The sequence below is a fragment of the Clostridium sp. ATCC BAA-442 genome, assembly GCF_964239415.1.
Taxonomy (GTDB): domain Bacteria; phylum Bacillota; class Clostridia; order Oscillospirales; family Oscillospiraceae; genus Flavonifractor; species Flavonifractor plautii.
Window position 1 is genome coordinate 145,816 of the sequence record NZ_CAXSQB010000001.1, and the last position, 19,100, is coordinate 164,915.

Sequence of the window (19,100 nt, forward strand, 5' to 3'; positions counted from 1 at the left end):
CCTTTACGGCAGGCGCCATTTGCCCGCTGGGGGGATTGTCAGCGGGCTGATGCCCAGCTCATTGAGCAGGCAGCAAAGCTCCACCGAAAGCTCCCGCAGTTCCTCCGTTGAGGGGACGATGATGAGCGCTCCATCCGCGGCCAGAACCGCGACTTCTTCTCCCACGGGGATAGATGCCTCGGATAACAGTGCGGCGGGCAGATTGAGTTCCATACCGCTGCTGGTGTATCCGGTACACTCAGCGTCGTCACAGGCTCTGGTCACCAGGAGGCTGTTTGCGTCACAGTCGCAGATGTACTGGTTCGCTGGGGTGGTGATGGGAACTTCTTCCCCCGGCTCATAGCCCATTCCGCGCATGAAAAATGCAGGCAGGGTCAGAGACCCGTCTACACCGACCCGAACCGTTGTATGGATCTTACTCATCGCCGTGTTCCTCCTGCCCATTGCATGCGGTGCGTTCTCCGTAGATGAGATTCCCCACCATCAGCTGTTCCTCCAGCTCGCCCAGGCAGATTCCGGCTTCACCCAGCATCTCCAGCAGGTAGGGAGGCACATCCCGCAGGTCATGGTCATATCCGGCCTCGGCAATGGTGACGGTCTTTTCTTCGTCATCCACATAGACGCAGAGCTTGGCCCCGGCAGGGATGCCGGCTTCTTCCCGCAGGTAGTCTGGCAGTTCCAGCATGCCGTCCTCCAGATCATCGAATGGGCAGCCATCCTCGCAGTCATCACAGGTGCCACAGACTCTGGCCAGATGGACGGTGAGCTCCGTGGCCAGCCGGTGCAGGGCATCCATCGCCTGGATCAGTTCCATGGTGGTCATTTGCTTTTTCAGAATGACCACCGCGCTGTCCAGCGTGTGGATCTCGACCTTTTCTCCGCCCTCAAAGCCACTGATCTTGAACGCCCCGCCGGGAATCAAAAGAGTACCATTGTTTATCTGTTTGTTGAATTTCATCATCTTCTCCTTATTACATTGAAATTGTAGAACGGGCTGGATTGGATGCTCCCGGCCATTCCTGTCCTTGTTGGGTAGCCAGCCCGTCCCGGAAGGCTGTCAGATCTTCTCCTGTCGGCGTATAGCGCCTTGCTTCAAGGGCGGCCATCAGCGCATAGGTCTGGCCAACCTCGGACAGCAGTGCCCGAAGATCGTCCGCAACCATATCCGTCCCCATCCGGCGGAGCTGCGCAGTAAAGGTGATTCGGTAATGCGGCTGGCCGGGGATGCTGTCGATCCGCATATCCATTCCCAAGTTGGAATCGTGTTGCGGGCGGATATAGACCTGACCCACTACGCTGGGGCAGACCTGAAGGCGGCCCTGACTCATTTCCTCAATCAGCTGAGCCGCCTGCTGGAGCTTTTCCAGTTCAGAGAGCTGTTCATCCAATTGCCTCACCCCCGTTCCAGTCAAACAGCGTCATTTGAGAGGGAATCGCCCGGCTCCGCTCCCGCAGGTCATAGTTGGCGATAAGCAGTTCCGGGAACTGAGCCCCATTGTCGTACCTCTGCTTGATGTTGTTGATACGGGTGGTTTCCATGAGGTAGATGCCTGGCCTGTCGTACAGCCCGCGGACAAAGGCGTCGTCGTTGTAGGAGAGCAGGAATTTGCCCTCGATCCGCATCAGGGCGTCCCGCAGGCGGATGTGGTCGGCTTCGGTGAAACCGTCTTCACCAATGTTCTGGTAATACCCCTCGGTGGCATGGTAGGGCGGGTCGAGATAGAAAAAGCTCACTGGCCGGTCATATTGACGGAGCAGTTTTTCAAAGTCCTTGTTCTCAATAACCACCTTGGCAAGCCTCCGGTGGGCCTGCTCGATGAGCGGAAAGTTGCTCCGCATATCGTGGGGCTGGCTGCCAAAACTGGTCAGCCCGGAGGCGTAGCTGTAGCGGATGAGCTGATAGAACCATGCCGCCCGTTGGACATCGCTGGCGGGGCTGTCCCGCGCCAAGGCGGAGCGGATGCGGTCAAAGTCCTCCCGTGCGTTGAGTACATACCGCAGAGCCTCCATCAGCTCCTCCGGTTTGTCCCGCACACAGCGGTACAGGTTGACCAACAGGCCGTTGAAGTCATTGTAGACCTCAAAGTCGTTGCCGGGAGGCTTGTGGAACAGTACCCAGCCCCCGCCGCCGAACACCTCAATGTACCGCTCATAGTAGAGGGGGAACAGCCGGACGATCAACTCCCGCAGGGCTTTCTTGCCCCCAATCCAGGACATGAAACTGTTCAGGGCGTATCACCCCCATCCAGCGGCAGGCGGGTCTGTGCGGTATCCTCTCGCTCCAGAGTCCGATCCAGTCCCCGGATGGCGGCCGCGATTCCGCTGATCCGCCTGGTCAGATGGGCGATGGTGGCCCGCACCTCCTGGTCCGTGGCGGCATAGAAGTAGCCACTCCCGTTGCTGGCGATGGGGACGCCGTCCCGCCGCAGGGCATTGACCATGTGTCGAACCTGAATCCCTTTGATGCCGAAGGTCAGTTCCAACTCCCGACTGGTGGCGGCGTTGAGAGTTCCCATGTGGTACTGCTCCAGATATTCCGCCAGCCGTTCTTTCTCCATGAATGCCTCCTTTCCGGTCCTGTTTTCCGAAAAAGGGCATAAAAAAGAAGGGGCCGTTTTCCCCCTTCGGAAAACGGCCCCTTGTGTCATATTCTATATCCTGTTTTTACTTCATCGAATCACCCCCAGCTCCCGCAGCGGACAGATGCGGTTTTTGTGACTTGGCAATAGATCGGCTATATTGACAGAGCGGGACTGTGGTGCTCAGGCTGGCTATACTCATACCGGCGCTCTCCGCCGTTCCAGGCTACATAGCCGTGGTCGGTGGTCGAGAGGCCATATTGACCCATATTGGCCTCTGCGTAGGCAGCCCCGTCAAAGGCGTCTGTTATCAGTCTGCTGGGCGGGATCACGCCGTTTCGGACCGCAAGTTCCCGCCCGTATGCGGCCAAGTCCATGCCGCGGGGGAAGAACTCATAGTGCTGGAGATTCTGGGCGAGATCCAGAGCCAAATCCAGCCGGTGGCAGTCCTCCAGCTCCAGCACCGCCTGCCATTTGTCCAACCAGTGGGGTGCCCCCTGACCCTGTTCCGCCCAAACATAACCGAAGTCAATGGCATGGCGAACCAGTTCGCTGGCTGAGTCGTACTGGTCGAGAATACCCGTCAGCTGGGGCAGGCAGCAGTCCACCTCCAGTGCGATGCACTCGCTGAGGCTCTCTGCCTGCAGCGAGTCCAGCCCCAGCAGGAGTTCGTCCGGATGGTTTGAGTCGATATACTCGCCGGAATCCGGGAAGCCAACCCAAATCCCCTCCATATTGCTCCGGCTGGCCAGTTTAACTCGTATGGCATAGTCACCGGCGACCGGCTGGAGGGTGGGATCTTCCTCTACGAAGGGATCTGCCAGTTTGATGTTCCGCACATAGTGACCGTTACAAAAGGCTCCATTCTGCGACTGGTGGTAGGCGGTCCCCAAATGCTCCGCATTCAGGAATGGACGGGCGGCATCCGAGGAACACTCTATGCTCTCCATGACAAATTTTCCAAGCGCGGCCTCGTCTCCCGCGCCATAGAAGAGGTCGTAACAGTCCAGTTGGGACGCAATCCGCATCACATGGCCGATCTCTTGGGGCTTCTCCAACTCCATCGCCCCTTGGAACAGGATCTTTTCTTTCTCTGTCATATTGGAAAAGCGCCGCTCCAGCCAGTCATGCTCCGATTTTGTAACATAGAAGCCGTCCATCTTGTCAAAGAGGGCGGCGTTTTGATCTGACATCGCTCACATCATCTCCAGTCCTTGTCCTATTTCCTGTTCCGGCTGAAATACCGGGAGAGGCTGGCCGTCCTTTCTGCGGATCAGACCATACTCTGTGATAACCCCCAGCCGGTCATCCAGCATCTTCTGGCCGATCTGGGCCGCCTGCGGGGTCTGGAACAGCTCCTCTGGTAAAGCAGAATACTTCTCACGGAACATCACCTCCGCATAGCCCCAGGTCTGCGCTACCTCGGGACGGAGTTCGTACTGGTCAATCTCGCCCATCAACCGTGTGGCGTCCTGCAGACTGGGGTGGTCAACCACGGATAAAAGCGCCTTATACTTGACCATATCCGATTCGGGCCACTCCCGTTCTATTTGAGCCAACCGCTTGGCAAATTCGTCGGCCTGTTCAATGCCATCCTCATCGTCGATAGCGTTGTTGATAGCATCCCGCAGGAAGGGGATCAGGCAATCCACACAGCGGAATGCACATTCATCCACTGAGGCGGCATCTACTTTTTCCACCGCTCTCCATATACCGGCATCCGCTGCGGGAAGATTCAGCACTGCGGTTTTGTCGTTATCATAGCTTGGGTCATTGAAAAATCCCTTACGCACCTCCAGCACCACCGGAGCATCGGAGCGATGGAAGCAAGCCGTTTCATTGGACTGGCACACATAGATGTCCTTGATTTCTCCACCCAGTTCCGCATAGCCGAAGTCGGTGAACACGCCGCCATGATCCTCCTGATGCTGTTCTCCCAGCAGTTCCAGCAGTCTTTCCCGAAAGCCGCTGCCCTCCTCTGTGGTGTCAAGCAGAGCCATAGCCTCATTTGAGAGCATTTCATTTGCGTATAAAAACGCCCCCAGTTCTTCATGATTGGAAACTCGGGGCGCAAAACAGCAGATATCGGTATTGTAGGTCAGGTTAATCAATTGGTTCAGCGGAATGGGAGCGACGCGGTGATTCTGCTTGATTTTCAAAAGAGCATCCATCCCTTTTTTCTGATCCTCTGTCAGTGAGGCCAATCGCTGAGCAAACAGGTTTAGGTCGTATAGATTAGCATTCCACCCAATCATGGCATGCGTGAGGCCATTGTAATGGATGCAGGTTAGCTCATTTTTGCAGAAGCTACCGTCTTTGATTCTCGCCTTTTGGAGTGCGTCGCTGAACTCCGCAAAGGATGCTGGCATTTTCATTACCGTGGCCGTCTCATAAGATTTAGGTCCGCTGTTGCTGATCTCCACCTCGAAAATTGTCTTATCCAAGAGTAATCCCTCCCTGTGTAGACTCTTGCTCAGGAGCCTCGGGCGGTTCCATGTCTGAGTGAACTTCGTTCACAGTTTCCAATATGGATTCCAAGTCTCTTTTCCGAGAAATATTCGCAAAATCCACGGAGCGGCAGTATACTTCGCCATCCTTTCCCACAGAGCACTGTGTCTGCTCTTTGCCCCGCATCTTTTTCGATTTCACTGCCAGGCATCCGTCATCGGCAATTCGTGAGGAGAAGCCCTTTTCCTTTAACCGCTCCGACAATACCGAAAAAAACTGCCGCGTTCTCCCATCAAGATCCATTTTATACGCCTCTTTCTATAAACTCATTCCCTGCATCTCAATATCTTCTGCAGGAGCGGAAGGGGCCTCATAGAGTGTGCTTCGGCCATAAGCGATGCGGATGATATCCTCTGCGGAGTAGTCGGAGCCAGCGCCAAAAAGATGCCTGAACTGCAGGCGGTCTGACGGAGCAATGTACCATGTGGAATACTGAGACTTCAGCCCTTTCAGGGATTCAGCCGATGTTTTGAAGGTCAGTTCCACTCCGTCCTTCTGTACCGTGACATTGACCGTCTTTGCGCCACTTTTTTGGAGGGCATCTGTAATCGCCCGCATCCGATAGACCGGTGCATCGCTGTCCTGGCTGAGCATCTGATACTCTGCCAGCAACGCATCCTTCTTTAGAAACTGCGCCAGAAATTCCTCCTGGTTGTCCCGCATGTACTGTTCCGCAGTTGTTTTTATATAATCCTCCGGGGATTTGAGGTAGGAGAGCAGGGTGTCTTCTGTCAAGGATGTATAATACTCACTGTGAAACTGTACATCGGGTTTCTCCCCAGAAAAAACGAGGGAAGCTGCCTCCCGCCCTGCCTCGGTTCCCTTGTAATACCGGTATGAATTGATATTCCTCTCACTGGTGAGTTCCCTGACAGAGAGGCGGCTTCGGTCATTGGAAATGGCCGCCTCAACATAGCGGTCGACCTCCTGAGCGATGCGCTTCCCAAACGCCGTAGAATCCTGGCATTCTTCTTCCGTCAGTCCGGAGACAAAGTCGGGAAGGGGGTCATCCAGAAGATGGAGCGCTTGGTGTTGCCGGTCGTACAGGCCGCAGAACTCCAAACGGTCGCTCCAGCTGATCCTCTCTCCATAAAATGTTTCGCATCCAAAGAGGTAATCAATCTCTGGCGTTGCGGGAACTTTCACTACTGAGCCCAAATGCTTGCCCTTTTGCAGAACTAAAACCGGCGCAGCGGCATTTTCCAGCCACTCTTGAAACTCCTGCCGGGGGAGTGGAGCCTGCCTTTGCTGTGACATTATAAAATCCTCCTATTTTACTGTTTCTGCTCAAAGTTTGCACAACTTGTCTGTCCCGAGTACGATTCTTCATAGCGTTTGGGGTCAGCACCGGGTACATCCCACCCAGCCATACTGCCCACTTCCATAGCTTGCCGCTGGATGGGGGTGACGCCCAGGTTTTCATTCAGTTCGTCCGCCAGTTCCACATTCCGTTCTTTGTCGCCGGTATCCCAGTCGGAAGGGTAGTAGCCAGTTTCACCCCGTTTGATGCAGATGAGCTGTCCGGTGGTCCGCAGGGTGGAGAAGCACAGTTCCGGCAACCCCTCGGCCACCTTGGGGGCAAACCGTTCCTGTTCGGTCTGGATGCTCCAATCATCAGGCTGCCACAGATGGACATACAGCTCGCCGCCGTCCACCTCGATGGGGCGCTGCTCGAAGCCTTCGCCCCATCCGTCAGAGGCTTGTCCACCCAGGTACTCTTTTAAGATGGTAAGCTCTTCCGGAGTCAGCTCTCCGGCCACCCGGCACTCCGCTACGCCCCAGAGCTGGCGATCCCTGACCTCAACAGTAAACACCGCCGAGCGGACCTTGTGATCTACGCTGTCGTCCTCACCGTACCAGTGCATGAGGCCGCTCTCGCTTTCCTCTGGTACCCGGTTTTTTACCAGAGCGGACAGAATTTGTCCCTCATAATCCATGAGGGTGCGGCCATCCCACTCCTCACCGTCCTCTGACATATCCCCCCACTCGTCCCGTCTATAGAAGTCCGCTGTGAGCGGCATATACAATTTGAATGTCTGAGGCTCTGGCAGATAGACCGAGAATCGGTCTTCTCCCAGCACCAGAGCCAGGGTACATCCATTGTCCCACTTTACATGGAATTGCCCGGCATCGTCGATATAATCCAGTTTCCCGGTACTGCCGGGGGAAATAGGCCGGGGATTACCGCCTATCTCTGTGAGTTGGATGCGGGAATCCTTGGGGAACTGCTGCCGCAAGAAGTCCAGCCACTCTCTCGGTACGCTTTGCATTTACATCTCTCCCATTCTAATTCCAATATCCGGCTGATTTAATTGTTGATAGAGCCGTTCCATCGCCTCCGCCACCACGAGGTCCGACCGGAAGCTTTCCAGTTTTTCGTGATCCGTAAAGAATTGCTGTTCACCGCTCTGGAAATGAACAAAGTCCACTGTGGCGATACCGTCCTTAGTAACGCCCAGCCGTTTCTCACTGGCATTGCTGTCCTGGTAGATTTGGATCGCTTCCTCCAGAGTCAGATCTTGCCTGATTACCTCCTGCGGGGTATTGGTGTCCGTCATGACAAACCAAGCATAGGTGTGGGGAATGCTGGGATCTGCGGCTTTCCTAAGAGCCTGCTTCCCAGTTTCAGTCAGTCCATAGTTGCAGGTACGGCGTGAATTGTCCTCACCGGCAAAATCCAACAGGATATCGTCTACCGCTTTCTTGACCTCCGGATCGTCTGTCAGCGTTTCAAAGCGGAAGCCGGTTGTGCTGCGGAAGGGCAGTTCCTCCCGGATGGCCTGAAGCAACGCCGTGGAATCCGTGAACTCCTGCTGTTCGCCGCTGGCGAAGGTTACCCGACCCACCACAGGGTGTTCCTGTCGGTACATCTCCTGCTGGCAAAGATCATAACAATAGAGGTACCCCTGATACTCGCCGGGGAAGGGAGTACAGCGTAGGCAGAAACGGTAATTTTCTGTTTCCGCAATATAGCCATAACTTCTGCGGTCCTCTGTGATGGAGCCGCCATGCTGCCAGCAGTAGGCGTCCATGGCCCCCAGATTCTTCAGGAGTCCAGTCTGACGCAGGTCGTCCACAAATCGCTGCAGCACCTCTTTGAACTCCGGGGTGTTGAACCTATCCTCGTTATGGGGCCACCAGGTGTGCCAGAACTCCTTCTCACCATGGCCGAAATCCATGCGGAGGTGGCCTACAGTACCCAGTGCCTCGTCCAGCTTTTCTTCGGAATAGAACAGCCCCGCCTCATCCAGGGAGGCGGGGCGCAGTACAAACTCACGATTATCCTGGGGGTAGGCCAGATCATGCTCCTCGCAAAACTGCTCCAGCGTTAGTTCTTCTCCCAGCAGATAAAATGTGCCGTTGACCCGGCGCGAAGCAGTACCTTCATGCTTTAAAGGGATTGGAGAAAGTACGGTTCCTGCATGATAGTCAGCGGCATGATCCACCAGAGTGGTTTGAGTGCTGGGAGATTTATGTGTCCCCCGCAGGTCATAGCAGTACCACCCATCGGGAATGATATCCCGCTGAATCAGCCAGTTGGTGAACAGCACGGGTTTTCCAAGCAACTCTGCGTGTTGCATGGAGTCTGTCCAGATGTTAATGCTCATTTAATCCCTCCCATATTCACAGTGTTTTCCCACTCGTGCTGGTTCCACAGCGTATCCTGTATCTGCGTACAGGGATTAATGCATCTGCAGCCACTCTTGTACTTCAGGGAACGGATCACTGAGCTTTCGGAGCAGACCAAATTCGGTCCTTCTCACGCCATCCTCCCGCATATAAAAGTTGCCCATTGCTTCAAAATCCGTAAAGCCATCGAGGGTAGAGATCAGCTCCTCGTCCGCCCCGATCCGCTCCAGCACCTGCTTGCCGTATTCCTCCGGATCGTCCGGTACACGCTCGTAGTCATCCAGTTCGATGGAAAACCTCAAAGCCTCCTGGAGCGTTGCCGGCCGTTCCACCTCGAGGACAGAGAGGTACTTCAGCAATGCGCCATCCTCCTGATCCATTATCCGGATATTTTCCGCCAACTCGTCCAATTGCTCCAGTCTCAGATCCATCCCCTGCAGAGGAAGATATTCCCCCAGATAGGGCCGCAGGGCCTCCGCCCGAACGAGTTTCGCCATATTGAGGCTGTCCACTCCCAGAAGCTGTCTGGCGCTCTCCAATTGCTCAAAGGTCGCAGGCAGAATGATCTGCGCCGTTTCGCTCTGTACACGCACAGGGTAGGGGTTTTCCAGCCATATCCGAAAAACGCCGTCCAATCTCTCGTTCTCCAAAAGTTCAGGTGTCTTTTTCTGCACATAATTGCCGCTGGAATATGCTCCTCCATGCTTTTCCCGGTATTCAGCCCCCACACTGGCATAATTGATATAGGGCTTGAAGCGATCCGGAAATGGTGTGATCCCTTTGTTCACAAGGTAGATGCCCAATTCTGAATCAGACGACACATTGTTGACGAGCATATACTCATCCAGCCTGTCCGCCACAGTAAGGGCCCCCTCCAAGTTCCAGACACGCTCCGCATCCAATGCCCCGGAAAAGATGGCGACTTTCGCCGGAGAAAGTGCCTCTGTGCGTTCCGCCAGTTTTTGTAGTTTTTGAAACTGCTCCAAATCTTCTACATCCACATTGTACAGGCATCGGTAAAGGACCGGTACATTGCTACTCACATCCAGGATGGCGGTGGCTGTGGTATCGAGGCTGATTCTGTCCAGGGAGGCAAATGCCTCCCCAATCTCAGCGGGACTGGCGGGCAGTTGCAGACGGACAGTTTCTTTTCCTTTTCCCCGGCTCAGAGTCAACAGAATCATCGTTACATTCCTCCCATCTGAAATTCCTGTTCCCGCTGGTGCTGCTCTGCCGGACCGCCGGCCATCAGCTCCCCCAATGTCAATGTGCCACAGTAGGCCACATATCCTTTCTCCGTGAAGGCTCCTGTTTCCTTCTCCATACGGAGTTTGCCGTAACGCTCAAAATCATAGAACTCCTCCAGATTGGGGTCATATTCATAATGGCCGGAGTCCTGGATCATGTATCTGCCATATTCGGCGGGAGTGCGGACTTTGGGTGCAAACTCAAACAGCTCCAGATTTTTGGCCAGTTCGCGTATCTCGCCGGCACACTCCGGCTTGGCCATCTCCATGACCGCCGTCAACTTTTTCTGTTCCAAATCAGACAGTGCAGCGATGGCCGTCGCCATATCATTCAGCGCGAATAGATCCTCCCGTTGTCCCTCCAGGACCTCCTCCACCTCGGATGGAAGCAGACTGTCCTCATACCAGATGCGGGCATCGTGGATGTTAACGCCTGAGCGTGCAATTCCACGCTGGAGCTGTTGCTCGGAGCAGGGCAGGAGCAGCCAAGTGATTTGATCTGTATTTTCCGGCTCCTGCCGGGAGGAAAGCCCTACCGCCAATAAATCCTGCTGGTAATGATAACAGGGGAAGTGGCGGCCGTCATAAAGCGACTCCAGTTTCATCCCATTGTCATAGACCACGCCGTAGGGGGTGATGCTTCCCTCGGTATGATTGAGGATCAGATCCAGGGCGAACTTTCGGCTATCCAGCCGCTCAAGTTCCTCGGTTCTGCAGCCCCCACCCTGCATCGTCATGTAGTGCTGCCGCCCAATGGCGTCCAGGTCGGAGAAATCTGTGATGACCGTGGCCTGCTGGCAGCAGAAGGTCAGGTTGATAAAATCTTTTATATTGGAGACGCCCAATTTGCAGGCCATCCCCTGGAACTGAGCGGCCTCACCGTTATCAAAACTGTCCAGCCGCTTGGCCAGGTAGTCCAGTTCATCGAGGTTAAGATTTGTTTTCTCCAGACGCTTTAAGATGGAATAGCTGCTTTCAAGCTCGTCCACATGGCAGTCCTGGAGTATGGGATCTCCAATTTCCATGTTTTTCAGGGCTTCCACCATGTCATCGTAGGCATCCTGTGGAATGGGAAAAGGTATGGTGAACTGCCCATATTCCGGATGCTGGGCGTTGCTCAAAACTGCTTTGATCACATAGCTCATGTCCTCTCCTCCGTGTCCATGACTGATTTACCATACCGGGCAATTAGAGTCGCATAAAGGATATTGAGGAAATCCTGATCGTCTATCAGGCTCCTGCTTGCCAGTTCACCGGCGTCCATGGGGAATTTTCGCTCATACAGCCGTTTGGCGGAATAAAAGATGGGATAGTCCCGAACCGCCAAGCCCCTGCAGGAAATGCAGTGAAAGTCAATATATCCGCTGGCAAGTGCCGGAACCACCGTCTTCCAAAGTGATTCCCTTGAGGCCAAAAGGTAGAGGGCTGCCCAGTAGACAGGAGGAATATCTTCCTGTGGCCGGTTCGCCGCCTTTTGGCAATACGGACGGATCTTGTGCAGGATGGCCTGATCCGGGCCATCCCAATGCGTCACGGATCTAATTCTTTGGTACAGCCGCAAACGGAGGTGCCTGCCCAAGCACTCCAGAACCAGATCATGGTATTCCAGAGCGCCGGAGGCCAGCCTCTCTGCAATATAAGGGCAGATGGGAATCTGGCAGGATTTGCGGCGATAGTGCAGGCAATATTGGCAGTCTACATCCTCTGGCTTGTAATGGAAGTTGCTGAAGCTTATCCCACCGCCGCGACGCTGGAAACCGGGGACGCTCATCATCATGCGCTCCAAACTGGCTTGGGGGGTATCTTGGGCGAAATATTTTGTCATGGCTGTCTCCCTCTTTCTGAGCATAAAAAAACAGGGGCCGCATCTCTACACATACAGTGCAGATGTGGCCCCTGTTCTTCCAATTTCACATATCCATTTGTGGTTCCTGCTTTTGTCCCTGCTCCAGCCTGTCCGCCAAGTCTGGGACAGTGTATTCGATCTTTGTCCTTGCAGTCTGCAAGGCTTTGAGCTGGCCATCTTCCAACTCCGGACCTTCATCCAGCAGGTAGTCTGTGGCCCGGTAGAGTTCAGTTAGTTCCTCCGGTGAGAAAAGCTGGGTCTTGGAGATCAGCCCGGAGCGGACGGCAAAATCCTGCTTGGCCCCGCAAAAATCTTCATCATAATAATGTCCGCAGCTCACACCGGTTCTGTTATAGTCCCAGATCCAAGTGACAAACTGATAGCCCCTGCCATTTTCCAACTCCCGGCCAGCCAGCACTGCGCCGCCAAAATCCGCCAGCAGATGGAATTTTTCGTTCAGACCGCTGATATGAAGGGTGGGCGCAGTTTGAACCGCCTCAACATAAGTGTACACTTCATCTGCGGTCTGTGCGACTCTGTGGTACAATTCACTGGCCTCCGGATTATTGCTTCCGGCAGGAAAAAGGAACACATCGTTTCCTGGAGAAACAAAGAGGACAGGCTGACCATGGAGGAAAATCTCCAGCCGCCTATCCTCTACATTGGATGATTCAACTCCGCCTTCTCTCAGGCGCCGGGAAAGTTCTTCAAAAAATTTTTTCAATGGTTAAACCTCATTTCTTTTTTATCTGTTGGGACGACAACAAAAAAGCGGAGATTCTATCATCGAATCTCCGCTTCAATAACTATATTGGTTTTTCTCCGGGGGAAAGGGAATCAGGTGTCCGTCCTCTTTGTGTTTTCGTATGGATAGAACAATGACTCACACATTTGGTCTGTGTGAGTCATTGTTTTTGGTGGAGATAAGCGGGATCGAACCGCTGACCTCTTGAATGCCATTCAAGCGCTCTCCCAGCTGAGCTATACCCCCATGTTTCCAGAAACCCTTGATTTTGCTGGATTTCTGAGCTATTCAATTTTTTGACTTTGCTCTCCGTTGCGGGGGAGCACACCCGGTTGCTTGCGCTCCCAGCTGAGCTATACCCCCAGATAGAAGAGAGTGATTATTAAATTTTTTGTTCCCAACATGAGGGGTGTGTAACCGCTTCAACTGGGCTCCCAGCTGAGCTATACCCCCATGTTCAATTTTTGCTGTTTTGCTGACCGACCGAACGAATTGTATTCTAGCAGAGTATTACCCATTTGTCAACTACTTTTTTGTTTTTTTGCCAATAGAGCGAGAGTTCTTTGTAATTTGGGAGTTGAGCGCTATAGTGGACTATTATAAGCAGGCATAATCAAAAATAAATATCGTTTTGCTGGAGTCTCTAAGAGTGCCGTTCCAATTTTTAGCCCTTGGGAGATGCAGGGCACATATTTTAGACTTGTTCAAAAGAGGGGGGCGGTTCAGGTTGCGTGCGTCAAAAAGATAGATGCTATTATTAATTGCAAACATAGTACGAAGTATTCAATTTGCGTGATGCTCTCACTTTTACACGCCGTCCACACAGCTTACCTAAATGAATTTGTAAAAAAGCGAAAAAAGTAGTTGACAAATGGGTAATACTCTGCTAAAATACAATTCGTTCGGTCAGCAAAACAGCAAAAATTGAACATGGGGGTATAGCTCAGCTGGGAGAGCGCTTGAATGGCATTCAAGAGGTCAGCGGTTCGATCCCGCTTATCTCCACCAAAAAGAGGCAGAAACCAATTGGTTTCTGCCTCTTTTTTGCTAACGGTGTCGGAAATTTGAGTGATATGTGGTATACTAAACCAAAGGGGGGCGCATGGGAGAGGCACTTCAAAAGAAGCCGAGTCAGGAGGGGCGTTTTTTGTTTAACTGTCATGACCGCGGAATGAAGGCCTATCTGGACCGGCGGTGGAATACGTGGGGGGCCGCCCGGTTGGCGGAGAGAGTATGAAGAAAGAGCCGGAGTGATGGAAGAAAAGCGGACACCCCCGGAGTTGGCCCGGGCGATGATGGAGCTGTTAGGCTGTCCTTGTACCTATTTCGCACCCATGTGGGATGACGATCCCCTGCTGGAATGCCTGCAGATGAACCTGGAGCCGGAGGGGGGAGTACATGGCATCACGCCGGAGCAGGCGGCGGCGCGGTACTGGCACGAGCGGCATGGAGCGGTACCCTGCGCCGTCACCCACGACGCGCTGGAGTGCCAATTACCCCGCCCGATGGCCCTGACGCTGGAGCAATAGGGCTTTTGCCCGGACATTGTGGATCAGGGCGTGGAGCAGATCGGCATCCTGGCGGACGGCCTGGCAAAGTCGGAGCTCTGGTACTTTTGGTGGAATTAAACCGGGGGAGGACTATGGAAAAAGAGTTTATCAATCTGACGCCGGAAAACCTGGACGGGGAGCACCTGTGCTGCATCATCCGCAGCAGGAAGCCCCATCCGGGGGTGGAGGCCAAGCGCCGCTGGCTTGCCGGGCGGCTGGAGGAGGGGCATGTCTTCCGAAAGCTGGACGAGAAGGGGGCGGTATTTGTGGAGTATGCCCCGCTGGAGACCGCCTGGGTCCCCGTGACGGGGGACAACTACCTGTACTTGTACTGCCTGTGGGCAGCGGGGGCGTACAAGGGAAAGGGCTGCGGGCGGGCGCTGATGGAGTACTGCCTGGCGGACGCCGGAGCGAAGGGGAAGTCGGGCGTCTGCATGCTGGGCGCCCAGAAGCAGAAGGCCTGGCTCTCCGACCAAAGCTTTGCGAAAAAATACGGCTTTCAGGTGGTGGACACCGCCGCCGGAGGGTATGAGCTGCTGGCCCTCTCCTTTGACGGCACCGCGCCCCGGTTCACGGATGCCGCCCGGCGGGGGACGATCCCGGAGCAGGAGCTGACCATCTATTACGGCATGCAGTGCCCCTACATTCACGCCAGTCTGGAGCAGGTGAAGCGCTTCTGCGGGGAGAGGGGCGCGCCGGTGACCCTGATCCCGGTGGACAGCCTGCAGAGGGCCAAGGAGTTGCCCGGCGTGTTCAACAACTGGGCGGTGTTCTACCGGGGGCGGCTTGAGACGGTCAACCTGCTGGATGAGGCGGGCCTCAAGCGGCTTCTCTCAAAATGAATTTTATTCATTGACTTTTGTTCAATCGAGTGCTATACTGCGGATGAGGTGATGGGATGGCGCGGATATCAAAGCCGCCGGAGGTACGGCGGCAGGAGATCCTGGACACGGCCATGGAGCTGTTTGCGGAAAAGGGGTATGAGGACACCTCCATGGCGGACATCGCCAGGCGGATGGGGGTGGTGCAGGGGCTGTGCTACCGCTATTTTGACTCCAAGCGGGTGCTGTTCCGGGAGGCCATGGAGCAGTATGTTCGGGAGTGCTGTGCCGCCGGGCTGCCCATCATCCACGACCGGAGCCGCACGATCCGGCAGCGGCTGGACGACATGGCGGCGCTGACGCTGGAGACCGAGCAGAACGCCCGTTACCACGTCTTTTACCACCGGCCAGAGAACCAGAGCATCCATGAGGAGCTGAACTGGCGCATCTGCGCCTATCTGACGCCCCATGTGGCGGAGGAGCTGGAGGACGCCTGTCAACGGGGGGAGCTGCGCCTGGAGCATCCGGCCCTGGCGGCCAGCTATCTGCTCCACGGGCAGATCGGCCTGCTGGGGGAACACACGGTGCCCCTGGAGGAGCGGGTGGCGCTCCTCCGGCGCTATGCCGACCGGATTCTGGAGCCGGAATACTGAACAACGCCTCCGAAGCGCGGGGACGCGCGTCGGAGGCAAAAAATTCCCATTCGAATGAACAAAATTCAATGAATAAAATTCAGTAAGGAGAATGTGCGATGAACGACTGTAAAACGCGCTCTGGCCGGGCCTTTGACCGGCAGGCCTGGACCTATGACACCGCCCGCTTCGGCAGCCATGCCCGTGGGCTGTACCCGGTGTTGCTGGAGCAGCTTGCCCAGATTCCCCACGGCTCGGTTTTGGACGTGGGCTGCGGCACGGGAGAGCTGCTGCGGGAGGTGGGGCTCCGGTTTCCGGAGACCACCCGGACAGGGCTGGATCTGTCGGCCAATATGCTGGCGGTGGCCCGGGAAAAGCTGGGCGGCGCGGTGGAGCTGGTGCAGGGGGACGCCGAGCGCCTGCCCTTTGCCAACAGGCGGTTTGAGGTGCTGCTGTGCAACGACTCTTTCCACCACTATCCCAACCCGGGCGCGGCGGCGGCGGAGTTTGCCCGGGTGCTCCAGCCCGGCGGCGTGCTCCTGCTGGGAGACTGCACGGCCCCGGCGGGGCTGAGGGGGGTGGCCAACCTGTTCCTCCCCCTGTCCGGCGAGGGGGACGTGCGCCTCTACAGCGGGGCGGAGCTGGCCGCCCTGCTGGAACCCCACTTCCATGGCGTGGAGTTCCGGCGGGTGGGGCGCTCCAGCCTGCTGGTCTGGGGGGTTCGATAAAATAAAAAGCACAGGCCCGCCGCATATGCGGCGGGCCTGTGCCGGTTATTCGTCAATGGCGAAGTGATAGAGGCTGTCATAGTCCATGGCCACGGCGATGTCCACGGTGCCCCGCACCTGGTTGTAGAGGCAGGACCACTGGGTGGAGCTGTCCTTGCCGGGCTGGGGCTGCTGGCTGACCGCCTGGAGCAGGGCCATGCCCTCCTCCTCGGTGAGCACGCCGCCGCTGGCCTCCATGGTCTCCTCCAGGACGGCGAAGCGATCCTGGCCCCGGCCGAAGTCCCAGTCGCCCTCGGTGAGCAGAAAGTTGGTGGCCCGGGGACTCTCCACCACGTTCATCTCGTCGCCAATGTACTCCACCACCACGGCGCGGCCGGCGGCGTCAGCGATCTGAAAGTGGTAGCAGGAGTTGGCGGAGGCGTGCATGTCGTACTGGCTCAGCAGTGCCAGCGCCTCATCCACGGTGGCCGCCCGATCCAGCAGCAGGCGGATGGCGGTGGTGGTGGTGATGTCGGGCTTGTCGGTCTGCTGGTCGGTGGGCTCGGTGTCGATGAGCAGCACTCCCACCGCCAGGCCCTTCTCGTTCAGGCCGTCCAGAGGGACATAGGGGGCGGCCAGGGTGAGCAGGCTGTCCAGCAGGCTGGTGGGCAGCTTGCCCTCCCCAAAGCCGATGTAGGACAGGTTGACCATGGAGATGGAGCGGTAGCCGTCCTCCGGGGCGGTGCGGACAAAGAGGGCGGGGGAGTAGTACATGTCAAAGTTGCGGCCGAAGATGGCGTCGCCCTCCGGGGTCTCGGCGGCAAAGGTGGAGCAGCCCAGATCCGGGATGTCGAAGTGCAGGGGGAGACCCTTGAGCAGCTTCTGCATCAGGAAGTCCAGCAGCTCGTTGTCGTTGGAGGCACCGCCCTGGGCCAGAAAGTCGTCCAGGCCGTAGTCTCCCAGATAGGTCATGGTGAACAGGTCGGTGTCGTCCACCCGCTCAATGGTGTTCAGGGTGCGCAGCTCGGCTTGGAACAGGGCCAGCAGCACCAGTACGGCGGCGAGAATCACCGCCGCCAGGGCGAGCAGGGCCCGCCGAATGTATTTCCCGGCGCGGCCGGGGCGCTTGGTCGTGGTCTCGTGCATGGTTGAGCTCCTTTTCTGATGTAGGCTTGTTTGACGCTCAAATGATTTGATAGCCAAACGAATTACCATGATAAACAGAGGCGGCCAAACTGTCAAGAGAAATTTGGAAAAAGGGGTTGACATATTAGAATATTTGAATATAATAATATTAGAAACTGACGATGAGGTGAGCGATATGAGCGATCCCACCGCCCTCTATGAGGAGAAGGCGGAGCTGCTGAAGGCCCTGGCCCACCCGCTCCGGCTGCGGATCGTCCGCGGGCTGCTGAAGTGCGGCTGCCGCAACGTGGGCTGCATGGAGGCCAACACCGGCCAGTCCCAGTCCTGCATCTCCCAGCACCTGATGCGCCTCAAGGCCGCCGGGGTGGTCAAGGCCGCCCGGTCGGGCAACGAGGTATACTATGAAATTGCCAACCCGGAGGTGGCGGCGGTGCTCTCCGCCCTCTTCGGCGACCGGGAGGAGGAATACCAGTGTACGATATCGCGGTGATCGGCGGCGGCCCAGCGGGCCTGTCCGCCGCCATCCAGGCCAGGGCGCGCAACAAGTCGGTACTGGTGGTCAGCGGGGACGACCGGGACAATCCCCTCTACAAGACCAGCCGCATCGACAACTATCTGGGTTTTTACAATGTGACCGGTCCCGAACTGCTGGAGCGCTTCCGCACCCACGCCGGACAGATGGGGGTGGAGCGGCGGGACGGCCGGGTGCTGAATCTCCTGGCCGTGGGCGGCGCATACTATCTGAGCATCGGCAGCGAGGTGGAGCAGGCCCGCGCCGTGGTGCTGGCCACCGGCGTGGTGCGGGCGAAGAAGTACCCGGGCGAGGCGGAGCGGCTGGGCGCGGGAGTGAGCTACTGCGCTACCTGCGACGGGATGCTCTACCGGGGCAGGGAGATCGCAGTGGTGGGCAAAACCGCCGACGCTCCCCACGAGGCCAACTACCTGCGTGAGCTGGGATGCAGGGTCACCTACGTCAGCGACCGGCCGCCGGAGGGCCTGCACTCCGATATTCCCTTCGTGAAGGCCGTCCGGCTGGAGGTGCTGGGGGAGAAGAAGGTGGAGGCCCTGCGGGCCGACAGCGTGACCCTCCCCTGCGAGGGTGTGTTCATTCTCCGCCCCTCTATGGCCCCCGCCGACCTGCTCCCCGGCCTGGCGCTGGAGGGCGGTTACATCAAAACCGACCGGAACATGGCCACCAACCTCCCAGGCGTGTTCGCCGCGGGGGACTGTACCGGCCTGCCCCTCCAGGTGTCCAAGGCCGTGGGGGAGGGCCAGGTGGCGGGCCACCGGGCATCAGAATACGTAGACACACTCTAATTCATCATAAGGCGATACAGAGAAAGGACGGAACAAATTATGGCACTCATTCATCTGACCAACGAGGCGTTCGACAAGGCCACCGCCAGCGGGCTGGCGATGGTGGACTTCTGGGCCACCTGGTGCGGCCCCTGCAAAATGCTCTCTCCGGTGATCGACGGCTTGGCCGACCGCTACGAGGGCAAGGTGCTGGTGGGCAAGGTCAACACCGACGAGCAGCCGGAGCTGGCCATCCGCTTCGGCGTCATGAGCATCCCCACCGTGATTTTCCTCAAGGACGGCAAGGAGATTGACCGCAAGGTGGGCGTGATGCCCGAGGCCAGCTACACCGCAGTGCTGGACGCCAACCTGTAAAACAGAAACGCGGGGGGG

General features: G+C 56.6%; 23 protein-coding genes and 2 tRNA genes. 9 read left to right on the forward strand and 16 right to left on the reverse strand.

The genetic code is table 11. The annotated features are described in order from the left end of the window. Positions 1-3: 3 nt before the first annotated feature. From ACESY8_RS00820 to ACESY8_RS00890, 15 genes are all read right to left on the reverse strand, one after another. The gene (locus ACESY8_RS00820; protein WP_498794416.1) at positions 4-423 is read right to left on the reverse strand and encodes a hypothetical protein; all 420 of its coding nucleotides are present in this window, start codon (positions 421-423) and stop codon (positions 4-6) included. Next, positions 416-958, reverse strand: a complete 543-nt coding sequence (locus tag ACESY8_RS00825; RefSeq protein ID WP_498794418.1) for a hypothetical protein — start codon at positions 956-958, stop codon at positions 416-418. Before ACESY8_RS00825 ends, ACESY8_RS00820 begins: the two co-directional genes overlap by 8 nt. Positions 959-971: 13 nt before the next feature. After that, the gene (locus ACESY8_RS00830) at positions 972-1,397 is read right to left on the reverse strand and encodes a hypothetical protein (RefSeq protein ID WP_498794420.1); all 426 of its coding nucleotides are present in this window, start codon (positions 1,395-1,397) and stop codon (positions 972-974) included. After that, positions 1,381-2,217: a DNA adenine methylase gene (locus ACESY8_RS00835; protein ID WP_498794422.1), complete on the reverse strand. Its 837-nt coding sequence runs from the start codon at positions 2,215-2,217 to the stop codon at positions 1,381-1,383. The genes ACESY8_RS00830 and ACESY8_RS00835 overlap by 17 nt, the downstream gene beginning before the upstream one ends. An 8-nt stretch (positions 2,218-2,225) precedes the next feature. Then, complete coding sequence (locus ACESY8_RS00840; RefSeq protein WP_498794424.1) at positions 2,226-2,558, reverse strand: hypothetical protein; 333 nt, start codon at positions 2,556-2,558, stop codon at positions 2,226-2,228. Between the two features lie 176 nt (positions 2,559-2,734). After that, on the reverse strand, positions 2,735-3,772 hold the full coding sequence (locus ACESY8_RS00845) for a hypothetical protein (RefSeq protein WP_498794426.1): 1,038 nt from the start codon (positions 3,770-3,772) through the stop codon (positions 2,735-2,737). Between the two features lie 3 nt (positions 3,773-3,775). After that, on the reverse strand, positions 3,776-5,023 hold the full coding sequence (locus tag ACESY8_RS00850; protein WP_498794428.1) for a hypothetical protein: 1,248 nt from the start codon (positions 5,021-5,023) through the stop codon (positions 3,776-3,778). Positions 5,024-5,345: 322 nt separating this feature from the next. After that, on the reverse strand, positions 5,346-6,344 hold the full coding sequence (locus ACESY8_RS00855) for a hypothetical protein (RefSeq protein WP_498794430.1): 999 nt from the start codon (positions 6,342-6,344) through the stop codon (positions 5,346-5,348). Between the two features lie 17 nt (positions 6,345-6,361). After that, on the reverse strand, positions 6,362-7,357 hold the full coding sequence (locus tag ACESY8_RS00860; protein WP_498794432.1) for a DUF4314 domain-containing protein: 996 nt from the start codon (positions 7,355-7,357) through the stop codon (positions 6,362-6,364). Further along, a complete protein-coding gene (locus ACESY8_RS00865) occupies positions 7,358-8,695 on the reverse strand; it encodes an LPD28 domain-containing protein (protein ID WP_498794433.1) in 1,338 nt (445 codons plus the stop codon). Between the two features lie 75 nt (positions 8,696-8,770). Further along, positions 8,771-9,901 carry a hypothetical protein gene (locus ACESY8_RS00870; RefSeq protein WP_498794434.1) on the reverse strand — a complete coding sequence of 377 codons (1,131 nt, stop codon included), beginning with the start codon at positions 9,899-9,901 and terminating at the stop codon, positions 8,771-8,773. 2 nt (positions 9,902-9,903) lie between these two features. After that, on the reverse strand, positions 9,904-11,109 hold the full coding sequence (locus tag ACESY8_RS00875; RefSeq protein ID WP_156621912.1) for an antirestriction protein ArdA: 1,206 nt from the start codon (positions 11,107-11,109) through the stop codon (positions 9,904-9,906). Then, positions 11,106-11,789: a hypothetical protein gene (locus ACESY8_RS00880; RefSeq protein ID WP_156621913.1), complete on the reverse strand. Its 684-nt coding sequence runs from the start codon at positions 11,787-11,789 to the stop codon at positions 11,106-11,108. Before ACESY8_RS00880 ends, ACESY8_RS00875 begins: the two co-directional genes overlap by 4 nt. An 85-nt stretch (positions 11,790-11,874) precedes the next feature. Then, positions 11,875-12,534 (reverse strand): hypothetical protein, encoded by a 660-nt coding sequence (locus ACESY8_RS00885; RefSeq protein WP_156621914.1) that lies wholly within the window; start codon positions 12,532-12,534, stop codon positions 11,875-11,877. Positions 12,535-12,725: 191 nt separating this feature from the next. Further along, positions 12,726-12,801 (reverse strand) — tRNA-Ala (locus ACESY8_RS00890). 686 nt (positions 12,802-13,487) lie between these two features. Here ACESY8_RS00890 and ACESY8_RS00895 point away from each other — a divergent pair. The 6 genes from ACESY8_RS00895 (at position 13,488) to ACESY8_RS00920 (ending at position 16,286) form a co-directional block, all read left to right on the forward strand. Continuing rightward, positions 13,488-13,563 (forward strand) — tRNA-Ala (locus tag ACESY8_RS00895). 245 nt (positions 13,564-13,808) lie between these two features. After that, positions 13,809-14,084 (forward strand): hypothetical protein, encoded by a 276-nt coding sequence (locus ACESY8_RS00900; RefSeq protein ID WP_054338812.1) that lies wholly within the window; start codon positions 13,809-13,811, stop codon positions 14,082-14,084. Positions 14,085-14,099: 15 nt separating this feature from the next. Continuing rightward, the gene (locus ACESY8_RS00905; protein ID WP_080567976.1) at positions 14,100-14,183 is read left to right on the forward strand and encodes a hypothetical protein; all 84 of its coding nucleotides are present in this window, start codon (positions 14,100-14,102) and stop codon (positions 14,181-14,183) included. Positions 14,184-14,197: 14 nt separating this feature from the next. Next, positions 14,198-14,947, forward strand: a complete 750-nt coding sequence (locus tag ACESY8_RS00910) for a GNAT family N-acetyltransferase (RefSeq protein ID WP_044943186.1) — start codon at positions 14,198-14,200, stop codon at positions 14,945-14,947. A gap of 56 nt (positions 14,948-15,003) precedes the next feature. Continuing rightward, complete coding sequence (locus tag ACESY8_RS00915) at positions 15,004-15,579, forward strand: TetR/AcrR family transcriptional regulator (RefSeq protein ID WP_054338813.1); 576 nt, start codon at positions 15,004-15,006, stop codon at positions 15,577-15,579. A 98-nt stretch (positions 15,580-15,677) separates the two neighbouring features. After that, positions 15,678-16,286 carry a class I SAM-dependent methyltransferase gene (locus tag ACESY8_RS00920; protein ID WP_434307686.1) on the forward strand — a complete coding sequence of 203 codons (609 nt, stop codon included), beginning with the start codon at positions 15,678-15,680 and terminating at the stop codon, positions 16,284-16,286. 45 nt (positions 16,287-16,331) lie between these two features. Here ACESY8_RS00920 and ACESY8_RS00925 read toward each other — a convergent pair whose 3' ends face one another. Further along, on the reverse strand, positions 16,332-17,411 hold the full coding sequence (locus tag ACESY8_RS00925) for a linear amide C-N hydrolase (RefSeq protein ID WP_054338816.1): 1,080 nt from the start codon (positions 17,409-17,411) through the stop codon (positions 16,332-16,334). Between the two features lie 175 nt (positions 17,412-17,586). Between ACESY8_RS00925 and ACESY8_RS00930 the strand changes: the two genes are divergently transcribed. From ACESY8_RS00930 to trxA, 3 genes are read left to right on the forward strand one after another with little or no spacing between them, the layout of a single operon-like run. Beyond that, the gene (locus tag ACESY8_RS00930) at positions 17,587-17,901 is read left to right on the forward strand and encodes an ArsR/SmtB family transcription factor (protein ID WP_009259937.1); all 315 of its coding nucleotides are present in this window, start codon (positions 17,587-17,589) and stop codon (positions 17,899-17,901) included. Next, positions 17,883-18,728 carry an NAD(P)/FAD-dependent oxidoreductase gene (locus ACESY8_RS00935; protein WP_007490954.1) on the forward strand — a complete coding sequence of 282 codons (846 nt, stop codon included), beginning with the start codon at positions 17,883-17,885 and terminating at the stop codon, positions 18,726-18,728. Before ACESY8_RS00930 ends, ACESY8_RS00935 begins: the two co-directional genes overlap by 19 nt. Positions 18,729-18,767: 39 nt before the next feature. Next, positions 18,768-19,082 carry a thioredoxin gene (gene trxA, locus ACESY8_RS00940; protein ID WP_054338817.1) on the forward strand — a complete coding sequence of 105 codons (315 nt, stop codon included), beginning with the start codon at positions 18,768-18,770 and terminating at the stop codon, positions 19,080-19,082. Positions 19,083-19,100: the final 18 nt, after the last annotated feature.

Bases quoted from the DNA above. Each gene is read 5' to 3' on its own strand.
- ACESY8_RS00880 (WP_156621913.1), bottom strand. From the start codon at position 11,789: ATGACAAAATATTTCGCCCAAGATACCCCCCAAGCCAGTTTGGAGCGC.
- ACESY8_RS00845 (WP_498794426.1), bottom strand. From the start codon at position 3,772: ATGTCAGATCAAAACGCCGCCCTCTTTGACAAGATGGACGGCTTCTAT.
- ACESY8_RS00825 (WP_498794418.1), bottom strand. From the start codon at position 958: ATGAAATTCAACAAACAGATAAACAATGGTACTCTTTTGATTCCCGGC.
- ACESY8_RS00855 (WP_498794430.1), bottom strand. From the start codon at position 6,344: ATGTCACAGCAAAGGCAGGCTCCACTCCCCCGGCAGGAGTTTCAAGAG.
- ACESY8_RS00860 (WP_498794432.1), bottom strand. From the start codon at position 7,357: ATGCAAAGCGTACCGAGAGAGTGGCTGGACTTCTTGCGGCAGCAGTTC.
- trxA (WP_054338817.1), top strand. From the start codon at position 18,768: ATGGCACTCATTCATCTGACCAACGAGGCGTTCGACAAGGCCACCGCC.
- ACESY8_RS00875 (WP_156621912.1), bottom strand. From the start codon at position 11,109: ATGAGCTATGTGATCAAAGCAGTTTTGAGCAACGCCCAGCATCCGGAA.
- ACESY8_RS00820 (WP_498794416.1), bottom strand. From the start codon at position 423: ATGAGTAAGATCCATACAACGGTTCGGGTCGGTGTAGACGGGTCTCTG.
- ACESY8_RS00865 (WP_498794433.1), bottom strand. From the start codon at position 8,695: ATGAGCATTAACATCTGGACAGACTCCATGCAACACGCAGAGTTGCTT.
- ACESY8_RS00835 (WP_498794422.1), bottom strand. From the start codon at position 2,217: ATGTCCTGGATTGGGGGCAAGAAAGCCCTGCGGGAGTTGATCGTCCGG.
- ACESY8_RS00870 (WP_498794434.1), bottom strand. From the start codon at position 9,901: ATGATTCTGTTGACTCTGAGCCGGGGAAAAGGAAAAGAAACTGTCCGT.
- ACESY8_RS00915 (WP_054338813.1), top strand. From the start codon at position 15,004: ATGGCGCGGATATCAAAGCCGCCGGAGGTACGGCGGCAGGAGATCCTG.
- ACESY8_RS00930 (WP_009259937.1), top strand. From the start codon at position 17,587: ATGAGCGATCCCACCGCCCTCTATGAGGAGAAGGCGGAGCTGCTGAAG.
- ACESY8_RS00900 (WP_054338812.1), top strand. From the start codon at position 13,809: ATGGAAGAAAAGCGGACACCCCCGGAGTTGGCCCGGGCGATGATGGAG.
- ACESY8_RS00925 (WP_054338816.1), bottom strand. From the start codon at position 17,411: ATGCACGAGACCACGACCAAGCGCCCCGGCCGCGCCGGGAAATACATT.
- ACESY8_RS00840 (WP_498794424.1), bottom strand. From the start codon at position 2,558: ATGGAGAAAGAACGGCTGGCGGAATATCTGGAGCAGTACCACATGGGA.
- ACESY8_RS00910 (WP_044943186.1), top strand. From the start codon at position 14,198: ATGGAAAAAGAGTTTATCAATCTGACGCCGGAAAACCTGGACGGGGAG.
- ACESY8_RS00920 (WP_434307686.1), top strand. From the start codon at position 15,678: ATGAACGACTGTAAAACGCGCTCTGGCCGGGCCTTTGACCGGCAGGCC.